Here is an 18,957-nt window from a genome sequence, read left to right as displayed (position 1 = left end):
AAGGGCCACCGTGGAACTGAGCCAACTCATCCAGAACCTCCTCAACGGCCTCGCCATCGGCAGCGTGTACGCGATCTTCGCGCTGGGCTACACGCTGGTCTTCTCCATCCTGGGCATCATCAATTTCGCGCACGGCGCCGTGTTCACGCTCGGCGCCTACTTCACCTACACGCTGGTCGTCGGGCAGTTCGAGAACAACGGACTCCTCAAGGGGGTTAACCTCTTCCCGCAGGGCTCGCCGCTGTCGGGGAACCCCTGGGCCTTCGCCCTCGCCACCCTGATCGGAGCAGTGATCGCGGGGTTCGTCGCCGTGCTCGTCGAGCGGCTGGCGTTCCGGCCCATGCGGGCGAGGGGCGCCGATCCCCTGCTCGCCCTGGTGAGCAGCCTGGGCGTGGCGCTCGTCGTCGTGAACCTGATTCAACTCCTCGTGGGCGCGGAAATCTACAACTTCCCCTCCGACGCCTACGGGGAGGTGCGGCCCGCGCTGAGCTTTCAGATAGGAGACCGGGTCGTCATCGTCCGCACGGTGCAGATCATCATCTTCGCGGTGAGCCTGGCGATGCTGGCGGTGCTGGGGTACGTGATCGGTCGGACCAAAGTGGGCAAGGCGCTGCGGGCGGTCGCGGAGAGTCCGGGCACAGCGAGCCTGCTCGGCATCAGCGTGGACCGCTTCATCCTGATCACCTTCTTCCTGTCGGGCTTTCTCGGGGGACTGGCAGGAACGCTCGTCGGCACGGCCTTTGGGGTGGCGGGGCCGTACTTCGGGGTGACGTATGGGCTCAAGGGGCTGGCCGTGATCGTCCTCGGCGGGCTGGGCAGCATTCCCGGCGCGGTCGTCGGCGGCCTCGTGATCGGACTGGCGGAGGCATTCGTGCCCGCCAACTACAGCGCCTACAAGGACGCGGTGGCCTTCGCCCTGCTCTTCGTCATTCTCCTCGTGCGTCCGCAGGGTCTGCTGGGCCGCGTGCAGATTCAGAAGGTCTGACATGGGAGACTTCCTTGCCCAGTACGGCTTCCTGATCGTCACGATGGTGCAGGCAGGGCTGTTGGGCCTGAGCCTGTACTTCCCGCTCCAGGCCGGGCAGCTCAGCCTCGCCAGTCCCGGCTTCTACGCGGTGGGGGGGTACGTCGCCGCGATCCTGCTCACCAACCCGGCCTTCGCGGGGCTGCGCGAGTCGCTGGGGAACGGCCTCTTCCCGCTCACCTGGCTCGCGGCGGCGCTGATCTGCGGTCTGCTCGGCCTTGTCGTGGGCATCCCCGCCCTGCGGCTGCGCGGCATCTACCTCGCGCTGGCGACCATCGCCTTCGTCGAAATCCTGCGGGTGGTGAGCCTGAACTTGGGCGTCACGGGCGGGGCCATCGGCATCTTCGGCATTCCGCAGGCGTTCGGTTTCCAGGACCGCTGGCAGTACATCTGGCTCTTCGGGCCGCTCCTGATCCTCACCCTGCTCTTCGCGCGGCAGCTCGAACGCTCGCGGGTGGGCCGGGCCTTCCGCGCGATCCGCGAGGACGAACTCGCCGCCGACGCGATGGGCGTGCCGCCGACGCGCTACAAGGTGCTCGCCTTCGTGATCGGCGCGGTGCTCGCCGGGATCGTCGGGGCGATGAGTGCCCCCTTCCTGAACACCTGGAACGCCAAGCAGGGCACCTTCGACGCCTCCATCGCCATCCTCGCCTTCGTCCTGATCGGTGGCTCGCGCAACATCTGGGGCCCGGTGGTGGGCGGGGCGCTCCTGACCGCCGTGCCCGAACTGCTGCGCTTCCTGGCCGACTGGCGCCTCGTGATCAACGGGCTGGTGCTCGTCGTGGCGAGCCTGTACCTGCCGCAAGGGATCGTGGGGGCTCTGGAAAGATTACGGCGCACCCGGCCCCCCCGCCGCCCCGAGACCGCCGCCCTGCCCGGGGTGAAGGGAGGCACGCCGTGACGGCCACGCTGACCGAACGAAAGACCGTGCTGGAGGCTCGCGGCCTGACCCGGCGTTTCGGCGGCCTCGTCGCGGTGAACAACGTGAGTTTCGACGTGGCCGAGGGCGAAATCTTCGGCCTGATCGGACCCAACGGGGCGGGCAAGACCACCCTGTTTAACCTGATGACCGGCCTCACCCCACCCAGCGCGGGCACCCTCTCGTACCGGGGGCAGCGGGTAACCGGCCTCGCCCCGCACCGGATCGCGGCGCTGGGGATGAGCCGCACCTTCCAGAACATCCGGCTCTTCCGGGCCCTGACCGCACTGGAGAACGTCAAGATCGCCCAGCACGTCCGCACGGGCGCGGGGATGTGGGCGGGCGTGTTCGGCACGGCGCGGGCGGAGGAGGCGCGGGTGGAGGAACGGGCGTGGGCGCTGCTCGACCTCGTGGGCCTCGCCGACCGGGCGGGGGAGAGCGCGGGGAATTTCAGCTACGGCGATCAGCGGCGACTGGAGATCGCCCGCGCCCTCGCCACCGAGCCGCGCGTCCTGCTCCTCGACGAACCGGCGGCGGGCATGAATACCAGCGAGAAGGGCGGCCTGACCGCCTTCATCCGTCAGATGCAGGGCCGCTTCGACCTCACCGTCCTCGTGATCGAACACCACGTCCCCCTGGTGATGAACCTGTGCGACCGGGTGGCCGTGCTCAACTTCGGGCAACTCATCGCGGTCGGCGACCCGGCCACGGTGCAGCGCGACCCGAAGGTGATCGAGGCGTACCTGGGGGGGGAGTGATGGCGCTCTTACAGATCGAGAACCTGAGCGTGAACTACGGCGGGGTGCAGGCGGTCCGTAACCTCAGCCTGCACGTCGAGGAAGGCGAGGTCGTCACGCTGATCGGCGCGAACGGGGCGGGGAAGACGACCACCCTGCGCGCCGTGTCCCGCCTCGTGCGCCCGCGCGAGGGCCGCATCACCTTCGCGGGCCGCGACATCACCCGCCTGCCCCCCGACGAGGCGGTGCGGCTGGGCATCGCGCAGAGCCCCGAGGGGCGGCAGGTCCTCGCCCGGCAGAGCGTGGAGGACAACCTGGAACTGGGCGCCTACACCCGGCGGGACCCGGCGGAGGTGCGGGCGGACATCCGGCGGATGTACGAGCGGTTCCCCCGGCTGGGCGAACGTCGCAACCAACTGGCCGGGACGCTCTCAGGTGGCGAACAGCAGATGCTCGCTATCGCCCGCGCGCTGATGAGTCGTCCCCGGCTGCTCCTCCTCGACGAGCCCTCCCTCGGCCTCGCGCCGCTGATCGTCCGCGAAATCTTCGCCATCATCCGCGCGCTGAACGAGGCGGGGACGACCATCCTCCTCGTCGAGCAGAACGCCCGGCTGGCGATGGGGCAGAGCCACCGGACCTACGTGCTCGACGCCGGGCAACTGACCTTGCAGGGGGACAGCTCTCAGCTCGTGAACGACGAGCGGGTGCTGCACGCCTACCTGGGGGGGTGAGGGGTGAAGGCCGAGGGGGAGAGGCGGCCGTCCCACGCCTCTCCCCCTCGTTCCTGTTCAGCGCGTGCCGAAGTCCTGCACCCAGTAGGTGCCCTTGGGGCTGGCGGGGTCGTTCACGTACCCGACGCCGAGTTCCTTGAACCTCGGGTCCATCAACGTCCTGCAATGGCTGGGGCTGTCCAGCCAGGCCTTCATGACGTGCTCGCTGTCGTACCCGGCGGCGAGGTTCTCGCCCACGAACTGCCAGCCCGTGTATCCGGCGGCCTCGGCACGGTCCTCGACCTCCAGGCCGTCGGGGTTCCGGTGGTCGAAATAGCCCCGGGTTGCCATGTCGGCGGCGTGAGCGCGGGCAGCTTTCGCTAGATAGCCGTTCCAGGTGACGGGCGTGGTCGCCGCGAAATGCTGGTCGCCGCACGTACGCGGCTGGGCACGGACCTCGTTCACCTGCCGCAGAATCAGGGCTTCTTCGGTGCTTTTCGTTTGGTCACCAGCGTCATTCGCCGAGGGAGTGCCCGTCGTGCCCGTGCCGCCACAGGCCGTGAGGGTGAGGGAACCGAGGAGGAGAAGGATCAGGGGAGTGCGCATGGGAATGCCGCCACCCTAGACGCTTCCCTCTTGCGCCCTCGTCACACGGCCTCTCCTAAAGACCGCGCGGACGGCAGGAGGCAGAACGCGGCCCCCGACCATCCACATTGGAAAGAGGCGGCCTCCCCCGCGCCGCCTCCCCCAGGGCTCAGCCCTGCGTCTCCTTTGGGATGTCCACGTCGAACAGCGCCTGCACGAACTCGCGGCTGTCGAAGGGTTGCAAGTCGTTCGCCCCCTCGCCCACGCCGATGAACTTGATGGGCACCCCCAGCTCGCGGACGATGGGGATCAGGATGCCGCCCTTGGCCGTGCCGTCGAGCTTGGTGACGATCACGCCTGTCAGAGGGGTAGCCTCGTGGAACTTCTTGGCCTGCTGGAGGCCGTTTTGCCCGGTCACAGCGTCGAGGACGAGCCACACCTCGGCGGGCTCGCCGGGGTCGGCCTTGTCGATCACGCGGCGGACCTTTTTCAGCTCCTCCATCAGGTTGTGCTTGGTGTGGAGTCGCCCCGCCGTGTCCACGAAGAGGAGGTCGGTGCCCCGCGCCACCCGCGCGCTCGCGGCGTCGAAGGCCACGGCGGCGGGGTCGCCCCCCTCGGGACCCTGAACGACGGGCACGCCGAGCCTTTCTCCCCACACCCCGAGTTGCGCGCCCGCCGCCGCGCGGAAGGTGTCCCCGGCGGCGAACATCACGCCCCGGCCCCGGCTGCGGTAGTACTGGCCGAGCTTGGCGATGGTGGTGGTCTTGCCCACCCCGTTCACGCCGATCACCATGACGACGTGCCCGCCCGGATCGACGGTCGTGCGCCGGGCGCTCGGCGCGAAGCCGAACTTGCGGAACTGCGCCCGCTTCGCGTCGGGCTCCAGTTGCAGGGTGAGGGCCTCCATCAGGGCCTCTTGCAGGTTGGGTTTGTCGCTCGCCCGCACGTCGGCGATGATCTCCTCGGTGGCGGCGCGGCCCACGTCGGCGGCGATCAGGGCGTATTCGAGGTCCTCGATGGAGTCGAGGCGGTTCGTGAACGAATCACGCAGATCCTGGCCGATGAACCCGGCGGTGTCACTGATCTGCTTGCGGGTCTTGCTTAGCCCGTCCCGCAGGCGCTCTAGCCAACTCATGTCCCCACCATACCGCCCGAGGGGCGGGCAGCGGGCGCACGGGGTCGCAAAGCGGAGGCGCTCAGCCGCCCGGGGTCCCCGCCTGCGCCTCCCGCAGAAGCTGCACCTTGAGCGTGCTCAGGCGGCCACGACTCAATACGCCCTTGAGGAGCACCCGGTCTCCCAACGCGAGCACGGGCACGTCGTGGCCGTACCGGGCCTCCAGCTCCGCGTTCCCGCTCACGTCCACGGGCGTGTAGCGGTAGGCGAGGGCTTGCAGGCCCGCCTCCGCCTGCTCGCACAGGTGGCAGCCCGCGCGGGTGTAGAAGGTGAGGGTGGGGAGGACGCTCATGGGGGGAGTCTAGGCCGGAACCGGCGTGGGGCGCGGGAGGAGCGTCAGCGCCTGCACGGGCGCGTACATGTCCTGGGAGGCGATGAGGTCCCCGGCAGCGCTGTAGGTTCGCAGCACCTGCCCGCCCCGGCGCACAAGGTACACCTGCCCGCCCGCGTCGATCTGGAGCAGCCACGGCGCACCCTCGGGCTCCCCGACCAGCGGCTCCAGGGCGAAGGACGCCCCGGGCTTGCCGCCGGGCTCGATGCGGCGCACCCGGCGGGCCACCCCGTCCACGATGTAGACGGCGCCGGAGCCGTCCACCCCCAGGCCCTCCAGCTCGCGCAGGGCGTCGCTCTCCCGGTCGCGGCGGAAGGCGTAACGGCTGAGGTACTCGCCCTGGGGGGAGAAACGCTGCACCTCGCGGTTGCCGCCGTCGAGGACGTAGATTTGCCCGTCGGGCGCGGCGGCGATGGCGCGCGGGTTCTCGAAGCGGCCCAGGCCCTGCCCGCGCCCCCCGAAACGGCGTACGAAGCGCCCGTGGGTGTCGTAGACGACGACATGGTGGGTCTCGCCGTCGAGGACGTAGACGTGCCCCCGGGTCACGGCGAGGCTGACGGGTTGCAGCAGCTCGCCCTCGCCCAGCCCGTAGGGGCCGAAGGCGGCGACCTCGCGGCCGTCGGGGGCGAGGCGGCGGATCAGGGCGCCCGTCTTGCCCTGGCGGAAGTCGAGGAGCGCCGCGTAGAGATGCCCGTCCGTGTCGGCGGCCAGGGCGCCCGGCGCCCCCGGCAGACCGCCCTCGCCTCCCCCCGTGTTGCGCAGGCTCAGGCGCAGTCGTCCCCTCAGGTCCAGGACGCGCAGGGTGCCGCGCTTGTCGGTCACGCTCAGGGCCAGGGCGAGCGGGTCGGTGAAGGCCTCGTCCTCCAGCACCCCGGCGTCGAGGCGGGCGATCACCTCGTCGAGGGTCGGTCGGTCCTCGGGGTCCTTTTCGATCATGTGCAGGATCAGGTCGGCGAGCTTGCCGGGCACCTCCATCCGCACCTGCTTGGGCGGCTTGGGCGTCTCGAAGACCTGCTGGTGGACCACCGCCTCGTAGCTCCCCTTGAAGGCGGGTTGACCGGTCGCCATCTCGTAGGCGAGCAGCCCCAGCGAGTACACGTCGCTGCGGGCGTCCACCCGGTTGCCCTTGGCCTGCTCGGGGGCCATGTAGACCGGCGTGCCCACCCGCGTGCCCGTCATGGTGAGCCGGGTGAGGACCTTGCCGACCGCGATGCCGAAGTCCATCAGCTTCACGCCGCCCTCGCGCAGTTTGCCGTCCACGAAGGCGTGCCTCAGGACCATCACGTTCGCGGGCTTGATGTCGCGGTGGACGACGTTGTGCAGGTGGATGTGCCGCAGCGCGTCGGCGAGGGCGCGCAGAACCTGGGCCGCCTCGGCAAAACTCAGCGGTCGGCTTTCGAGCAGGGCCTCCAGGCTCTCGCCGTCGAGGAATTCCATTGCGATGTAGTGTTCGGGGGCCTCCATCCGGTAGTCGTACACCCGCACGACGCCGGGGTGGTTGAAGCGTTTGAGGACCTCGGCCTCGCGGTAGAAGCGTTTCACGAAGCGGGCGTCGGCGAGGTACTTCTCCTGCGGCACTTTGAGGGCCACGATGCGCCCGTCGAGCCGCCGCCGCGCCCGGTACACGCTGCCCATCCCGCCGATGCCCACCCGGTCGAGCACCTCGTAGTCCTGAAAGTTCAGGTCGGGCACGGTGGGAAGCGGGCGGGGTGGAGGGGCGGACGCTGTGCGCCTGACCCCGGTGGGGACCAGGGTGCGCGGGCTGCCGGGCAGGCGCAGGCCGCCGCCCGACGCGGACGCCCCGCCCAGCCGGAAGGCCGCGCTTCCCGCCACGACCGCCACGGCGACGAGAACCCCCTGCGCGCGGCCCAGCCCACCCCCGCCGAGTGCCAGTGCGCCCAGAAGCGCCGCCAGCCCGACCGCGAGGGCGGCCACGGCGAGGCTCAGGATGCGCTCGCCCGAACGGACGCAGATCATCACGCCCACCACGAACAGCGAACCGAGCAGAAGCAGATTCACGGGCGGTCCCCGCAGGGAGGCGGGCAGGAGCGGACGGCGGGAGGCACGCGCATGGCTGTTTCCTTTATACCGGACCCCCCTGTCTGGACGCTTACAGGCTGCCCACTGGGGGGGCCACCGGGGGGAAGGGGGGCGTAACCCGGCAGGGCGCCTTCCTATACTGGCCGGATGACCTCCTGGGCGTACTGGGCCGAACTCGTCGAGCTCTTCGAATACCGGGTCGCCGACGTGCTGGCGGGCCGGGTGCCGCGCGGGGGCAGGCGGGGGCTGGCCGAGCTGCGCGACACGCTCCTGGGGGCCCCGCTCGAACCCGCCCTGCACCGCCGCCTGCTGGAGAGTGACCGGCGGTACCGCGCCGGGCTCGGGTTGGAGGGCGGAGTGCGCACCACGGCCGCCGAACCCGGCCCCGCGTCCGCCTGGACCGCGCCCGCCGCCGGGGACTCCCCCGAGACCCGCGCCTGGGAGGAGCTGCGGCGCCTGGCGTGGCACGCGGGCCTGCGCGAGCAGGTGTCTCAGCGGACCCGCCCCCTGCGCGACGAGCCCGGGCGCCTGACCCTGCGCGTGCTGTACGCGGCCCTGGAGAACGCCGAGCGCGCCGCGCGGGGCGTGGCCGAGCCGCTCGCGGTCCCTGCCGAGCACGACCCCCTCGTCTCCCTGCACGACGCGGAGGTGGCCGGGCGTCTGGCGCTGGCCCTCGCCGACGCGCTCCTGCCGGAGGAAGGCCCCGCGCGGGTGCAGGCCGCCCTCTGGGCTGTCCACGACGCGCCCTTTCCCCGCCACCCCGACGAGGACCTGCTGGGGGCGCGCATCGAGGCCGCCGAGCGCGAGCCCCTCGCCCCCGAGGCCCGGGCGGCCCTCGTTCGGGCCCTGCGGGCATCCCACCCCGCCGTGCGCGATCCGCGTGAGCGGCCCGCCATCCGCGCGGCGGCCCGGCAGCTTCAGGCCCTTCTGGGTGAGCTGCTGGAGGGCGCCCCCGCCCCGGCACTCGGCGTGATGCCCGCGCGCAGCGTGCTGTACGCCGCCCACGCGGCCGCCGCACTCCCCGCCCCCGACGACGGGGCGGACGACCTCGTCATCCACCTCGTGGGGGGGCAAGGGGTGCACTGGCGCGGCCTGAACCTGCGCTGGCAGCCGGTCGGGCCGCACTGGCAGTTCCAGGTCGGGGACGAGGTCGCCCTGCTGCAACCCCACCTGCCCCCCACCGAGCGCGCCTGGACGTTGCCGACCTCCCAGGGGAACCTGAGCGTGTTTCTCAGCGGCGCCTACGCCCTGCTGCGGGTGGCCCCGGTGGGCGGCGAGGGCCCCGGCCACCTCGCGGCGCGGGCGCGGGCCGTGGCGCGGCTGCTCGACCCCGGTGAGCACCACGCGAACCTGCGGCTCGCCCGGGCGGCGGCGCAACTTCTGCGGGGGGGGCAGGTGGACGCCGCCGCCCTCGGCCCCGGCAGTGCGGGGCGGTACGCGGGCGCCTCCCAGGAGACGCTGCTCACCCTGGCCCGCAAGGGTGTCGACGCCCTGACCTCGCGCATGACCCGGCTCACGCCCGTCGAGAGCGAGGCCGCCCTGCGGGACGGCGCCGCCGCCCTCGGCCTCCCGGAAGAACGCGCCCTCGCGCTGCACGACGTCCTCCACGCGGCGACCTTCGCGCCCGAGTGCCTGCTCGCCCCGTCCCCCGCCTCCCGGCTGGACGTGCCCGAGGGCGGCGCCTTCGTCAGCGTCCGCCTGGGGGAGGGCCCCGTCACGCTCCACGTTCGGAGCCGCAGCCTGACCGTTCGGCAGGAGGGCGGCGGGGACCCGGTCGCCGCCTTGCCCGGGCAGCCCGCCCTCCCCCTGCGCGACCTGCTCGTCCTGCCCCTGCCGGGGGCGCGGGTGCTCCTTGTCCGGCAGGGGTCGTGGGTGGCCGCCGCCTTGGATTCGCCGGACAGCTCGGGAGGAACGGTACCCTGAAGGGCCACCCCTCCTCTCCGTCCCGCGAGGGAGGTCACCCGCCCCCACCCCGTCCCTTACCCTACCCGCATGGCGACCCTGTACCTGATCCTGCTCACCCTCCACAACCTCACGCGCTGGCTGGTGCTCATCGCGGGAGTCTGGGCCCTGCTCGTCAGCGTGCGCGGGATCGGGGGTGCGCGGCCCTTCACCCCCGCTGACCGCCGCCCCGTCGCCCTCTTCGCGGGAAGCGTCCACCTTCAGGTCGTGCTTGGGCTGCTGCTCTTCGGCCTCCTCGGGGCCACGGCGGGCCGCGCGTTCTCGGACGCCCCGCGTGCCAGCTTCCAGTGGGAACACCTGGGCCTGATGCTCGTCGCCGCCGTCTTCGCCACCCTCGCCAGTGCGCTCAGCAGACGGGCGGCGAGCAACCAGGCGGGGTTCCGCGTCGCCGCGCTCTGGTCGGGGCTCGCGCTCGTGGTGATTCTGGTGGGTATTCCGTGGTGGCGGCCTCTGCTGCGGCTGTTCTCGTAGGAAAGCGGTCAGCCCTCAACCGTCAGCAAAGAGAGGACGCCACGGCGTGGGCCAGGGCGTCCTCTTCTTGCTGAGGGCTGACCGCTCCCTCACCTCCCCGGCTCGATAATTACCTTCCCCGTCGTCTTGCGGTCGAGGAGGTCCTGAAAGGCTCGGGCACTCTCGGCGAGCGGGTAGGTCGGCCCGACCTGCGGGGTGACGCGCCCGCTTCCCACCAGCGACGTGAGCGCCCGTGCCGCATCCCGGGTCGCCTCCTGGTCGCCCATCAGCGAGGTCAGCCACAGCCCCGTCACGGTGAGGTTGCGTTTCATCAGCTCGACCGGGCGCATGTTCGCCTGCTCACGGCTCGCGTTCCCGATCACGATGATTCGGCCCCGATTCGCGGCCATGTCGAGGCTTTCCTGAAAACGCTTGCCGCCCACGACTTCCAGGATGAGGGGCACGCCTTTCCCGCCTGCCGCCTCGCGCACCTTCTGCACCCGGTCCGGATCGTCCTGAAGCAGCGTCACGTCGGCGCCGAGTTGGCGGGCAATCTCCAGCTTCTCCTCGGTGCTCGCCATCGCCACGACGTTCATGCCCAGCGCCTTCGCCAGTTGGATGCTCGCCGTGCCCAGCGCCCCCGCCGCCGCCTGCACGAGAACCCACTCACCCTCCTGGCCGTGCCCCAGCGTCTTCAGCCCGTGATAGGCGGTGAAGTACGACACGGGGAAGGCGGCGGCCTGGGCGGCGGTGAAGTGCTCCGGCACCGGGATCAGCGCGGCGGCGGGAGAGACGGCGTACTCTGCCAGCCCCCCGCGCCCCCCCAGGCTGGTGACCTTCTGCCCGACCTGCACGCCCCTCACACCTTCCCCCAGCGCGTCCACGGTTCCCGCGAACTCCATACCCGGCGTGTACGGCACCCGCGTGCGTGTCAGGTATTCCCCGGCCACCGCCAGCACGTCCGCGAAGTTGATGCCAACCGTCTCCACCTTCAATCGCACCTCGCCCGGGCCAGGCTGAGGGACGGGCACTTCCCGCACCTCCAGCACCTCGGGGGGGCCGAGACGTTCGACGACGATGGCGCGCATGGTGCCGCCCTCTTTGGGTGATCCAGCACTTTGAGTCATGGGGAGAGGATACCCGCGTTGTCCCTGTCAGGGTGAACGTCAACGTTCAAGATGAACGCGGGCGTATTTGACCCGTCGCCCCGCCCCGTGAAAAGCTGGGGCCCGCACCCAAGGAGGTCCCATATGAGCATCGTCGACCAGACCCGCCAGGGGGACGTTCTCGTCCTGACCATCAACAATCCGCCCGTCAATGCCTTTTCGCCCGGTGTGCCGGAAGGCCTCCACGCGGGCCTCGACGCCGCGCTGGCCGACGAGGGCGTCAAGGCCGTCGTCATCATCGGCGGGGGGCGCACCTTCATCGCGGGGGCGGACATCAAGACCTTCGACCTGCCCCGCGAGCAGGCTCCCGACCTGCGCGGCTTCATTCAGAGGCTCGACGCCTTCGAGAAGCCGACCGTCGCCGCCATCCACGGCACCGCGCTCGGCGGCGGGCTGGAAGTGGCGCTCGCCTGCAACTACCGGGTGTCGGTGAAGGACGCGCAGATGGGCCTGCCCGAGGTCAAGCTCGGCGTCCTGCCCGGCGCGGGCGGCACCCAGCGCCTGCCGCGAGTCGTCGGTGTGCAGAAGGCGCTGGAGATGATGCTCTCGGGCAACCCCATCAGGGCGACCGAGGCCAGGGAACTCGGGCTGGTGGACGAGATCGTGGAAGGGGACCTGCTGGAGGGGGCCGTCGCCTTCGCCCGCGAGCACGCCAACATCCGCCCCCTGCCGCGCGTGAGCGAGCGCCGGGTGGAGGGCGTTCCCCCCCAGGTGTTCGAGGCCGCCCGCAAGGGGATCGAGAAGACGCACAAGGGCCAGCTCTCGCCCAGCTTCATCATCGACCTCGTGGAGATGACGACCACCCAGCCCTTCGCGGTGGGCTGGGACGAGGAAGCCCGCCTCTTCATGGCCGCCAAGGACTCGCCCCAGTCGCGCGGCCTGCGTCACATCTTCTTCGCCGAGCGGGAGAGCGCCAAGATTCCGGGCCTGGGCAAGGACACCCCGACCACCGACATCAGGAAGGCGGGCATCATCGGCGCAGGCACGATGGGCGGCGGAATCGCCATGAACTTCCTGAACGTGGGCATCCCCGTGACCATCGTCGAGACGGGCCAGGAAGCCCTCGACCGGGGCCTCGGCGTCATCCGCCGCAACTACGAGAACTCGGCGAAGAAGGGCCGCATGACGATGGAGGATGTGGAGAAGCGCATGGCGCTGCTCACGCCCACCCTCGACATGAACGCCCTCGCGGACGCCGACATCATCATCGAGGCCGTGTTCGAGAACATGGAGGTGAAGAAGGACATCTTCACGAGGCTCGACGCTATTGCCAAGCCCGGCGCCATCCTCGCCACGAACACCTCGACCCTCGACGTGAACGAGATCGCCTCCGTCACCTCCCGCCCCGAGCAGGTGATCGGCCTGCACTTCTTCAGCCCGGCGAACGTGATGCGGCTCCTCGAAATCGTGCGGGCGGACAAGACGAGCGATTCCGTCCTCGCTACCAGCATGGCCCTCGCAAAGCGCATCAAGAAGGTGGGCGTCGTGGTGGGCGTGTGCGACGGCTTTGTCGGCAACCGCATGATTCACCGCTACGGCGACGAGGCGCGCAAGCTCGTCGAAGAAGGCGCCCGCCCCGAGGACGCCGACGCCGCCATGCACGCCCTCGGATTGCCGATGGGCCCCTTCGAGATGAGCGACATGGCCGGGCTGGACGTGGGCTACCTCATCCGCCAGCACCAGGCGAAGGTGCGCGGCGAATCCAAACCCGACGGCTGGCTCGACCGCATCGTGGAGACCGGGCGCAAGGGCCAGAAGACCGGCGGCGGCATCTACGACTACGACGAGAACCGCAGGCCGAGGCCGAACGCCGACATGCAAAGGCTCATCGAGGACTACCGCGCCGAGAAGGGCCTCCAGTCGCGTGAGATCACCCAGGAGGAGGCCACCAAGCGCCTCGTCTACTCGCTCGTCAACGAGGGCGCCCAGATTCTCGACGAGGGCATCGCCCAGCGGGCGGGCGACATCGACGTGATCTACATCTACGGCTACGGCTTCCCGGCCTACCGTGGCGGTCCCATGCAGTACGCCGACGAGATGGGCTTGGGGAACGTGGTCGCCGACCTGGAGCAGTACGGCCAGACGCCCGCGCCGCTGCTCAGGAGGCTGGCTCAGGAGGGGAAGACGTTCGCGCAGTATGACCGGGAGCGGCCAGGCGTCTAAAGTGTTCGCATATTTGATAACGTAGCTATGGTGAGCGATGCCTCGTAAAATCCGAGACCTCATCCGGGACTTGGAAAAGGCGGGATTCGAGTTGAGGAGCGTGCGGGGCAGTCACCGGAAGTACGTCCGGGGTGAGGTCACCGTCATCATCAGCGGCAATGCGGGCGACGATGCGAAGAAGTACCAGGAAAGGGACGTGCAGGACGCACTGAGGCAGAATTGAGGAGGAGAAGGTGTACCTGACCATTGTCAGTTCGGGCGAGCGCAACTGGAACGCCCTCGTCCCTGAACTTCACTGCATCGTCACCGCCGGAAACCGGGAAGACCTTTTCCGCCTTACCCAGGAGAGCATGGCCCTCGCGTTGGAGGACCAGCCGGAGTCCGAGCCCCAGGTGCGGAGCTTGGAGGATTTGGACGCCGACCTCAGAAGTGAACTCGATGGCAGCGAGGAAATCATCTTCCTCGCCCCCGTCGAGATGAATCCCGTCAGCCTGGAAATCGAGCAGGCGTTGGAGAAGGCGGGTGTGTCTCAGGCGGAACTCGCCCGCCGCCTCGGCACCAGCCGCTCCGCCGTCAACCGCCTCGTCAACCCGTTCTACTGGGGCCACTCGCTCGACATGCTCCGGCGTGTGGCCGCCGCCCTGGAAGCCGAACTGGAAGTCAAGCTCACGGCGAAGGCGTCGTGAAGTTCGAGAGAGGATGTCTTCCCCTGCTCGCACTCTTACTAGTGACTGCCCCCTGTAAAGCGAACAGATGAGAGGAGAGCTGATGCTGACCCCCGTCTACTTGTCCAGTCTTCCTCGGAGATTTGGCATCCTGCTCTTCTGCTTGTCTCTCTTTGGTCTCGTCCACGGTATACCCCACACCTGGGGGAGGTGGACGCTGCTTGCCCTGGTTCTCGCCGTGACGTGCAGTATCGGGAGCCTGCTCCTGCTGCGGAGCACAGAGAATCAATCCTGGCTCTGGCTTGGGGGCGGGAGTACGCTGGCCGCCCTTGTTCTGGCCTACGACTTGATCGTCTCGTCCTAAATCCGCCTCCAAGAATCCCTCCAAGGAGACCCACCATGCGTGAAGCCGTCATCGTTTCCACCGCCCGCACCCCCATCGGCCGGGCCTACCGGGGGGCCTTCAACGCCACCCCCTCGCCCACCCTCGCCTCCTACGCCATTCGCGCCGCCGTCGAGCGGGCCGGGGTCGAGCCCGCCGAGATCGAGGACTGCATCATGGGCGCCGCGATGCAACAGGGCGTGCAGACCACGATTGGCCGCAACGCCGCGCTGCGCTCCGGGCTCGGCGTGGGCGTGGCGGGCCAGTCCATCGACCGGCAGTGCGCTTCCGGCCTGATGTCCATCGCCACCGCCGCCAAGCAGGTCATCGTGGACCGCATGGACGTGTGCGTGGCGGGCGGGGTGGAGTCGATCTCGCTCGTGCAGACGCCGGAGATGCGGGTGGGCCCTGACCCCGAACTCCTGTCCATGCACAACGGCGTCTACATGCCGATGATCGACACCGCCGAGGTCGTCGGACAGCGGTACACCATCAGCCGCGAACGCTGCGACGAGTACGCCCTGCGCTCGCAGCAGCGCACGGCGAGGGCGCAGGCCGAGGGCAGGTTCGACAACGAGATCATCCCCGTGACCGCGCGCATGTCCGTGACTAACAAGGAGACGGGCGAGGTCACCATGAAGGAAGTGACGCTGACCAAGGACGAGGGCAACCGCCCCGACACGACGATGGAGGGCCTGCGCTCCTTGAAGGCCGTGCGCGGAGAGGGCAACCAGATCACGGCGGGCAACGCCTCGCAGCTCTCCGACGGCGCCTCGGCGTGCATCGTGATGGAGGCGGAACTGGCGCGCTCACGCGGTCTGCAACCGCTCGGGCGTTACATGGGCATGGCGGTGGCGGGCACCGAGCCCGACGAGATGGGCATCGGCCCGGTGTACGCGGTGCCCAAGCTGCTGAAGCGGTTTGACCTGACGGTGGACGACATCGACCTGTGGGAGCTGAACGAGGCGTTCGCCGTCCAGGTCCTCTACTGCCAGGACCGCTTGGGCATCCCCGACGACAAGCTCAACGTCGACGGCGGCGCCATCTCGGTTGGCCACCCCTACGGCATGAGCGGCGCCCGCCTCGTCGGCCACGCCCTGATCGAGGGGCGGCGCCGGGGAGCTAAGTACGTCGTCGCGACCATGTGCGTTGGCGGCGGCATGGGGGCGGCGGGGCTGTTCGAGGTGATGTAAGGGCAGTGATGAGGGTTGAGAGGCGCGGGGCGGTGATGGCCGTCTCGCGCCTTCTTCTTTTCGCTCCTCCCCCTTGATGGGGGAGGTTGGGACTTGTAAAGCTCCGAAGGAGAGGGGGTGAACGGGCACAGCATCCCAAGGCCAACAGGAAGGGAAGCCATCTTCTTGACGGTGAGAGGGCTCGCCTTCCCCCTCACCCCAACCCTCTCCCGCCGGGGGAGAGGGAGCAAAGGACCGCACCCACTATCGTTTGACGTTGAACAATCTACAATGTGCCCATGACCACCTCCCCCCTCATCCCTCACGGCCTGCACCACGTCACCGCCGTGACGGCGAACGCGCAGGCGAACCTCGGCTTCTATACGGGCGTGCTGGGCCTGCGGCTCGTGAAGAAGACGGTGAATCAGGACGACGTGACGGCCTACCACCTCTTCTTCGCGGACGGGGCGGGGAGTCCGGGAAGCGACCTGACCTTCTTCGAGTGGCCCGTGCCGCCCGAGGTGCCGGGGAACCACTCGATTACGCGGACGGGGCTGCGGGTGCCCAAGGGGAGCCTGGAGTGGTGGGCGGATCATCTGCGCGGCCACAGCCTGACCATCACGCCCGTCACCCGCGCGAATCGGCCCCACCTCGACTTCGCCGACCCGGAAGGCCAGCGCCTCAGCCTCGTGGAGGGGGGACCGGAGGGTGTGGTGTGGGAGGGCAGCACCATCCCCACCGAGCACCAGATTCTCGGCCTGGGGCCCGTCGAACTCACCCTGCCCGGCCTCTTTCCCACAGAGCGCGTGCTGACTCGCGCCTATGGCCTGCACGCGGCGGGCACCTACCCCGACCCCGAGAAGCCCGAGCGGACGGTCCATGTTTACGCGATGGCCTCAACAGATCAGCACGGCGGCGGGCCACACGCCGAACTCCACTTACGTCTCGACCCCTCCCTACCCCCGGCCCGGCCCGGCGCGGGCGGCGTCCACCACCTCGCGCTGCGGGTGCGGGACGAGGACTACCACGCCTGGAGCGAGCGGCTGACCGGCCTGGGCCTGCGGACAAGCGGTGAGGTGGACCGCCACTGGTTCCACTCCATCTATTACCGCGAGCCGCAGGGCATCCTGATCGAACTGGCGACGGACGGTCCCGGATTCGCCGTGGACGAGGACCCGGCCCACCTGGGAGAAACGCTCGTGCTCGCGCCCTTTCTGGAGCTCCGGCGCGGGCAGATCGAGGCGGGGTTAAGGCCGCTGAGCCTCAAGGGGCGCGGGAACTGAAAGGGAAAGGGGCGAGGCCGCCGCTGTGGGTGCCTCGCCCCTCTTTTTTCCCCTTCGCCTACGCCAGCACGGCTTCCGGCTCGGCGACAGGCAGCTCGAAGGCGTCGGCCACGCCGCCGTAGGTGATCTGCCCCCGGTAGGTGTTCAGGCCGCGCCGCAGGGCCTGATTGCGCTGCAGCGCCTCCATCCCCTGATCGGCGAGGAGCAGCGCGTAGGGGAGGGTCTGGTTGGTGAGCGCGAAGGTGCTCGTGCGCGGCACGGCGCCCGGCATATTCGCCACACCGTAGTGAATCACGCCGTCCACCACGTAGGTGGGATCGTCGTGGGTGGTGGGGTGGATCGTCTCCACACAGCCGCCCTGGTCCACGGCCACGTCCACGATGACGCTGCCCTCCTGCATGAGCGGCAGCATGTCGCGCGTGACGAGGTGCGGGGCCTTGGCGCCGGGGATCAGCACGCCGCCGATCAGGAGGTCGGCCTCCGGCAGCAGGGCGCGGATGTTCGCCTCGCTGCTCATCATGGTGGTGAGCCTGCCGAAGAACACGTCGTCCAGGTAGGTCAGGCGGCGGTGCGACACGTCGAGGACGGTGACCTTGGCGCCCAGCCCCATCGCCATCTTCGCCGCGTTCGTGCCGACCACGCCGCCGCCGATGATGACCACATGGCCCGCCTGCACGCCGGGCACGCCGCCGAGGAGCACGCCGCGCCCGCCGACCGGCTTCTGGAGGTGGTACGCGCCCGCCTGCACGCTCAGACGCCCGGCGACCTCGCTCATGGGCATCAGCAGGGGGAGGCTGCCGTCCTCAAGCTGCACCGTCTCGTAGGCGATGGCGGTCGTCCCGGCGGAGAGCAGCGCCTCGGTCAGCGGGCGGTCGGCGGCGAGGTGGAGGTAAGTGAAGAGCAGGAGGTCGTCACGCAGGTACCCGTACTCGGCCTCCACCGGCTCCTTGACCTTCACGACCATCTCGGCGGCCCAGGCGTCCGCCGCCGTACCCAGCGTGGCGCCCGCCCCCTCGTACTCGGTGTCCGTGATGCCGCTGCCCACGCCCGCCCCGCGCTCGACGATGACGGTGTGCCCGCGCCGCACCAGGGTGGCGACCCCTCCCGGCGTGAGGGCCACCCGGTTTTCCTTGACCTTGATTTCCTTGGGAAGTCCGATTCGCATGTCATTGCCTCCAGGCGCCGTGCGGGGTGAACTCCGCCGACGATTCCTTCGTTGCCGTGACGCAATGGTAGCAGGAGTATCGGCGTTCAGGATTGCTTCCTCTCCGGCCGACGGGTCCGATGCCGCAACAACGTTGCTTCTAAAGGCTAAACTGTTGGCATTTATGTCACGGCCCGAACTCGACGCCATCGACCGCCGCATCCTGACCATCCTCCAGCGCGACGCCCGAATACCGAACACCGAACTCGCCGACGAGATCGGCCTGACGCCCGCCCCGACGCTGCGGCGGGTCCGGCGGCTGGAGGAGGAGGGCGTGATCAACCGCTATGTGGCGCTCCTCGATCCCAAGCTGGTCGGTCGAGACCTGATGGTCCTCGTGCGGGTGACGCTGGACCGGCAGACCAAGCAGGGCTTCGAGACCTTCGCCGAGCACATGCGCACCCGGCCCGAGGTGCTGGAGTGCTACCTGTGCCTGGGCGACACCGACTACCTCCTCAAGGTCTGCGTGCCCGACCTCGACGCCTACCAGACCTTCCTGGTGGACGTGCTCGCCGCGACGCCGGGCGTGAGGAATACGGCGAGCACGATTGTGGTGAAGCAGGAGAAGTACACGACGAGCCTGGCGGTGGAGGAGGAGCGGTAATGGGAAAAGCTGGGAGGTTGACCGCGTGCATGGCCCTGACGACCCTGTTGCTCGCGTGTAGCCCCCAACTTGCGGGGAGCGAGAAGCAGTCGCCGGCGGAAGGCTACAAGCACCTCAACGCCTGGGCCTACATCCGCGAGCGTCCCGACGGTCACGGGTTGTCCTCCATCTACGAGGGCGAGTTGGGGGAGGCGGCCATCCTGACGTACCTCCGGAACAGGATGGAGAAGGCCGACGAGGCGCTGAAGGCTATGACGGCGGCGGGTGCCGATTCGGCGGAGGTCAGGCGGCTTGAGGCGCGCAAGGCGTCGGCCCAGCGGACACTCGATCTGATGGTCTCGGCGGGGCGCCTGGAGAGAAGCTCTGTCACCCGCTAGGCTGGAGGC

The 18,957-nt window shown here is 69.6% G+C and carries 19 protein-coding genes; 13 read left to right on the top strand and 6 right to left on the bottom strand.

Annotated elements, in window-relative coordinates; translation table 11 throughout:
- Window positions 1-10: 10 nt before the first annotated feature.
- Genes DAETH_RS09855 through DAETH_RS09840 form a run of 4 tightly spaced genes read left to right on the top strand, consistent with a single transcriptional unit; the run spans window position 11 to window position 3,411 of the window.
- Window positions 11-985, top strand: a complete 975-nt coding sequence (locus DAETH_RS09855; RefSeq protein WP_264774726.1) for a branched-chain amino acid ABC transporter permease — start codon at window positions 11-13, stop codon at window positions 983-985.
- A 1-nt stretch (window position 986) separates the two neighbouring features.
- Complete coding sequence (locus tag DAETH_RS09850; protein WP_264774725.1) at window positions 987-1,925, top strand: branched-chain amino acid ABC transporter permease; 939 nt, start codon at window positions 987-989, stop codon at window positions 1,923-1,925.
- A complete protein-coding gene (locus DAETH_RS09845; protein WP_264774724.1) occupies window positions 1,922-2,701 on the top strand; it encodes an ABC transporter ATP-binding protein in 780 nt (259 codons plus the stop codon). The genes DAETH_RS09850 and DAETH_RS09845 overlap by 4 nt, the downstream gene beginning before the upstream one ends.
- Window positions 2,701-3,411, top strand: coding sequence for an ABC transporter ATP-binding protein (locus DAETH_RS09840; RefSeq protein ID WP_264774723.1), 711 nt, complete (start codon window positions 2,701-2,703; stop codon window positions 3,409-3,411). Before DAETH_RS09845 ends, DAETH_RS09840 begins: the two co-directional genes overlap by 1 nt.
- A 57-nt stretch (window positions 3,412-3,468) precedes the next feature.
- Here DAETH_RS09840 and DAETH_RS09835 read toward each other — a convergent pair whose 3' ends face one another.
- From DAETH_RS09835 to DAETH_RS09820, 4 genes are all read right to left on the bottom strand, one after another.
- On the bottom strand, window positions 3,469-3,996 hold the full coding sequence (locus DAETH_RS09835) for a CAP domain-containing protein (RefSeq protein ID WP_264774722.1): 528 nt from the start codon (window positions 3,994-3,996) through the stop codon (window positions 3,469-3,471).
- A gap of 148 nt (window positions 3,997-4,144) precedes the next feature.
- Window positions 4,145-5,110 carry a signal recognition particle-docking protein FtsY gene (gene ftsY / locus DAETH_RS09830; RefSeq protein ID WP_264774721.1) on the bottom strand — a complete coding sequence of 322 codons (966 nt, stop codon included), beginning with the start codon at window positions 5,108-5,110 and terminating at the stop codon, window positions 4,145-4,147.
- A gap of 61 nt (window positions 5,111-5,171) precedes the next feature.
- Window positions 5,172-5,441: a glutaredoxin family protein gene (locus DAETH_RS09825; protein ID WP_264774720.1), complete on the bottom strand. Its 270-nt coding sequence runs from the start codon at window positions 5,439-5,441 to the stop codon at window positions 5,172-5,174.
- 9 nt (window positions 5,442-5,450) lie between these two features.
- Complete coding sequence (locus DAETH_RS09820; protein ID WP_264774719.1) at window positions 5,451-7,499, bottom strand: protein kinase domain-containing protein; 2,049 nt, start codon at window positions 7,497-7,499, stop codon at window positions 5,451-5,453.
- Window positions 7,500-7,667: 168 nt separating this feature from the next.
- Between DAETH_RS09820 and DAETH_RS09815 the strand changes: the two genes are divergently transcribed.
- Window positions 7,668-9,443, top strand: coding sequence for a hypothetical protein (locus DAETH_RS09815; RefSeq protein ID WP_264774718.1), 1,776 nt, complete (start codon window positions 7,668-7,670; stop codon window positions 9,441-9,443).
- A 69-nt stretch (window positions 9,444-9,512) separates the two neighbouring features.
- Complete coding sequence (locus DAETH_RS09810) at window positions 9,513-9,953, top strand: hypothetical protein (protein ID WP_264774717.1); 441 nt, start codon at window positions 9,513-9,515, stop codon at window positions 9,951-9,953.
- Window positions 9,954-10,042: 89 nt separating this feature from the next.
- Here DAETH_RS09810 and DAETH_RS09805 read toward each other — a convergent pair whose 3' ends face one another.
- Complete coding sequence (locus DAETH_RS09805) at window positions 10,043-11,059, bottom strand: NADPH:quinone oxidoreductase family protein (protein ID WP_264774716.1); 1,017 nt, start codon at window positions 11,057-11,059, stop codon at window positions 10,043-10,045.
- Between the two features lie 123 nt (window positions 11,060-11,182).
- Between DAETH_RS09805 and DAETH_RS09800 the strand changes: the two genes are divergently transcribed.
- The 5 genes from DAETH_RS09800 to DAETH_RS09780 all read left to right on the top strand — a co-directional run bounded on the left by DAETH_RS09800 (window position 11,183) and on the right by DAETH_RS09780 (window position 16,763).
- Entirely contained in the window at window positions 11,183-13,261 is a 2,079-nt protein-coding gene (locus tag DAETH_RS09800) for a 3-hydroxyacyl-CoA dehydrogenase NAD-binding domain-containing protein (RefSeq protein ID WP_264774715.1), read from the top strand.
- A 37-nt stretch (window positions 13,262-13,298) separates the two neighbouring features.
- The gene (locus tag DAETH_RS09795) at window positions 13,299-13,484 is read left to right on the top strand and encodes a type II toxin-antitoxin system HicA family toxin (RefSeq protein WP_264774714.1); all 186 of its coding nucleotides are present in this window, start codon (window positions 13,299-13,301) and stop codon (window positions 13,482-13,484) included.
- A 10-nt stretch (window positions 13,485-13,494) separates the two neighbouring features.
- Window positions 13,495-13,947 carry a helix-turn-helix domain-containing protein gene (locus DAETH_RS09790; protein ID WP_264774713.1) on the top strand — a complete coding sequence of 151 codons (453 nt, stop codon included), beginning with the start codon at window positions 13,495-13,497 and terminating at the stop codon, window positions 13,945-13,947.
- A gap of 378 nt (window positions 13,948-14,325) precedes the next feature.
- Entirely contained in the window at window positions 14,326-15,501 is a 1,176-nt protein-coding gene (locus tag DAETH_RS09785; protein ID WP_264774712.1) for an acetyl-CoA C-acyltransferase, read from the top strand.
- A 278-nt stretch (window positions 15,502-15,779) separates the two neighbouring features.
- Entirely contained in the window at window positions 15,780-16,763 is a 984-nt protein-coding gene (locus DAETH_RS09780) for a ring-cleaving dioxygenase (RefSeq protein ID WP_264774711.1), read from the top strand.
- Window positions 16,764-16,821: 58 nt separating this feature from the next.
- Here the strand turns inward: DAETH_RS09780 and ald are convergent, their stop codons facing one another.
- The gene (gene ald / locus DAETH_RS09775; RefSeq protein ID WP_264774710.1) at window positions 16,822-17,928 is read right to left on the bottom strand and encodes an alanine dehydrogenase; all 1,107 of its coding nucleotides are present in this window, start codon (window positions 17,926-17,928) and stop codon (window positions 16,822-16,824) included.
- Between the two features lie 163 nt (window positions 17,929-18,091).
- Between ald and DAETH_RS09770 the strand changes: the two genes are divergently transcribed.
- Together DAETH_RS09770 and DAETH_RS09765 are read left to right on the top strand one after the other, a co-directional pair.
- Complete coding sequence (locus DAETH_RS09770) at window positions 18,092-18,571, top strand: Lrp/AsnC family transcriptional regulator (protein ID WP_264774709.1); 480 nt, start codon at window positions 18,092-18,094, stop codon at window positions 18,569-18,571.
- A 29-nt stretch (window positions 18,572-18,600) separates the two neighbouring features.
- Window positions 18,601-18,948, top strand: a complete 348-nt coding sequence (locus DAETH_RS09765; RefSeq protein ID WP_264774708.1) for a hypothetical protein — start codon at window positions 18,601-18,603, stop codon at window positions 18,946-18,948.
- The last annotated feature ends 9 nt before the right edge of the window (window positions 18,949-18,957 follow it).

It is taken from the genome of Deinococcus aetherius (assembly GCF_025997855.1).
Classification (GTDB): Bacteria; Deinococcota; Deinococci; order Deinococcales; family Deinococcaceae; genus Deinococcus; species Deinococcus aetherius.
The sequence above is the reverse complement of the archived record's forward strand: the minus strand, read 5'-3'. Positions and strand labels throughout refer to the sequence as shown.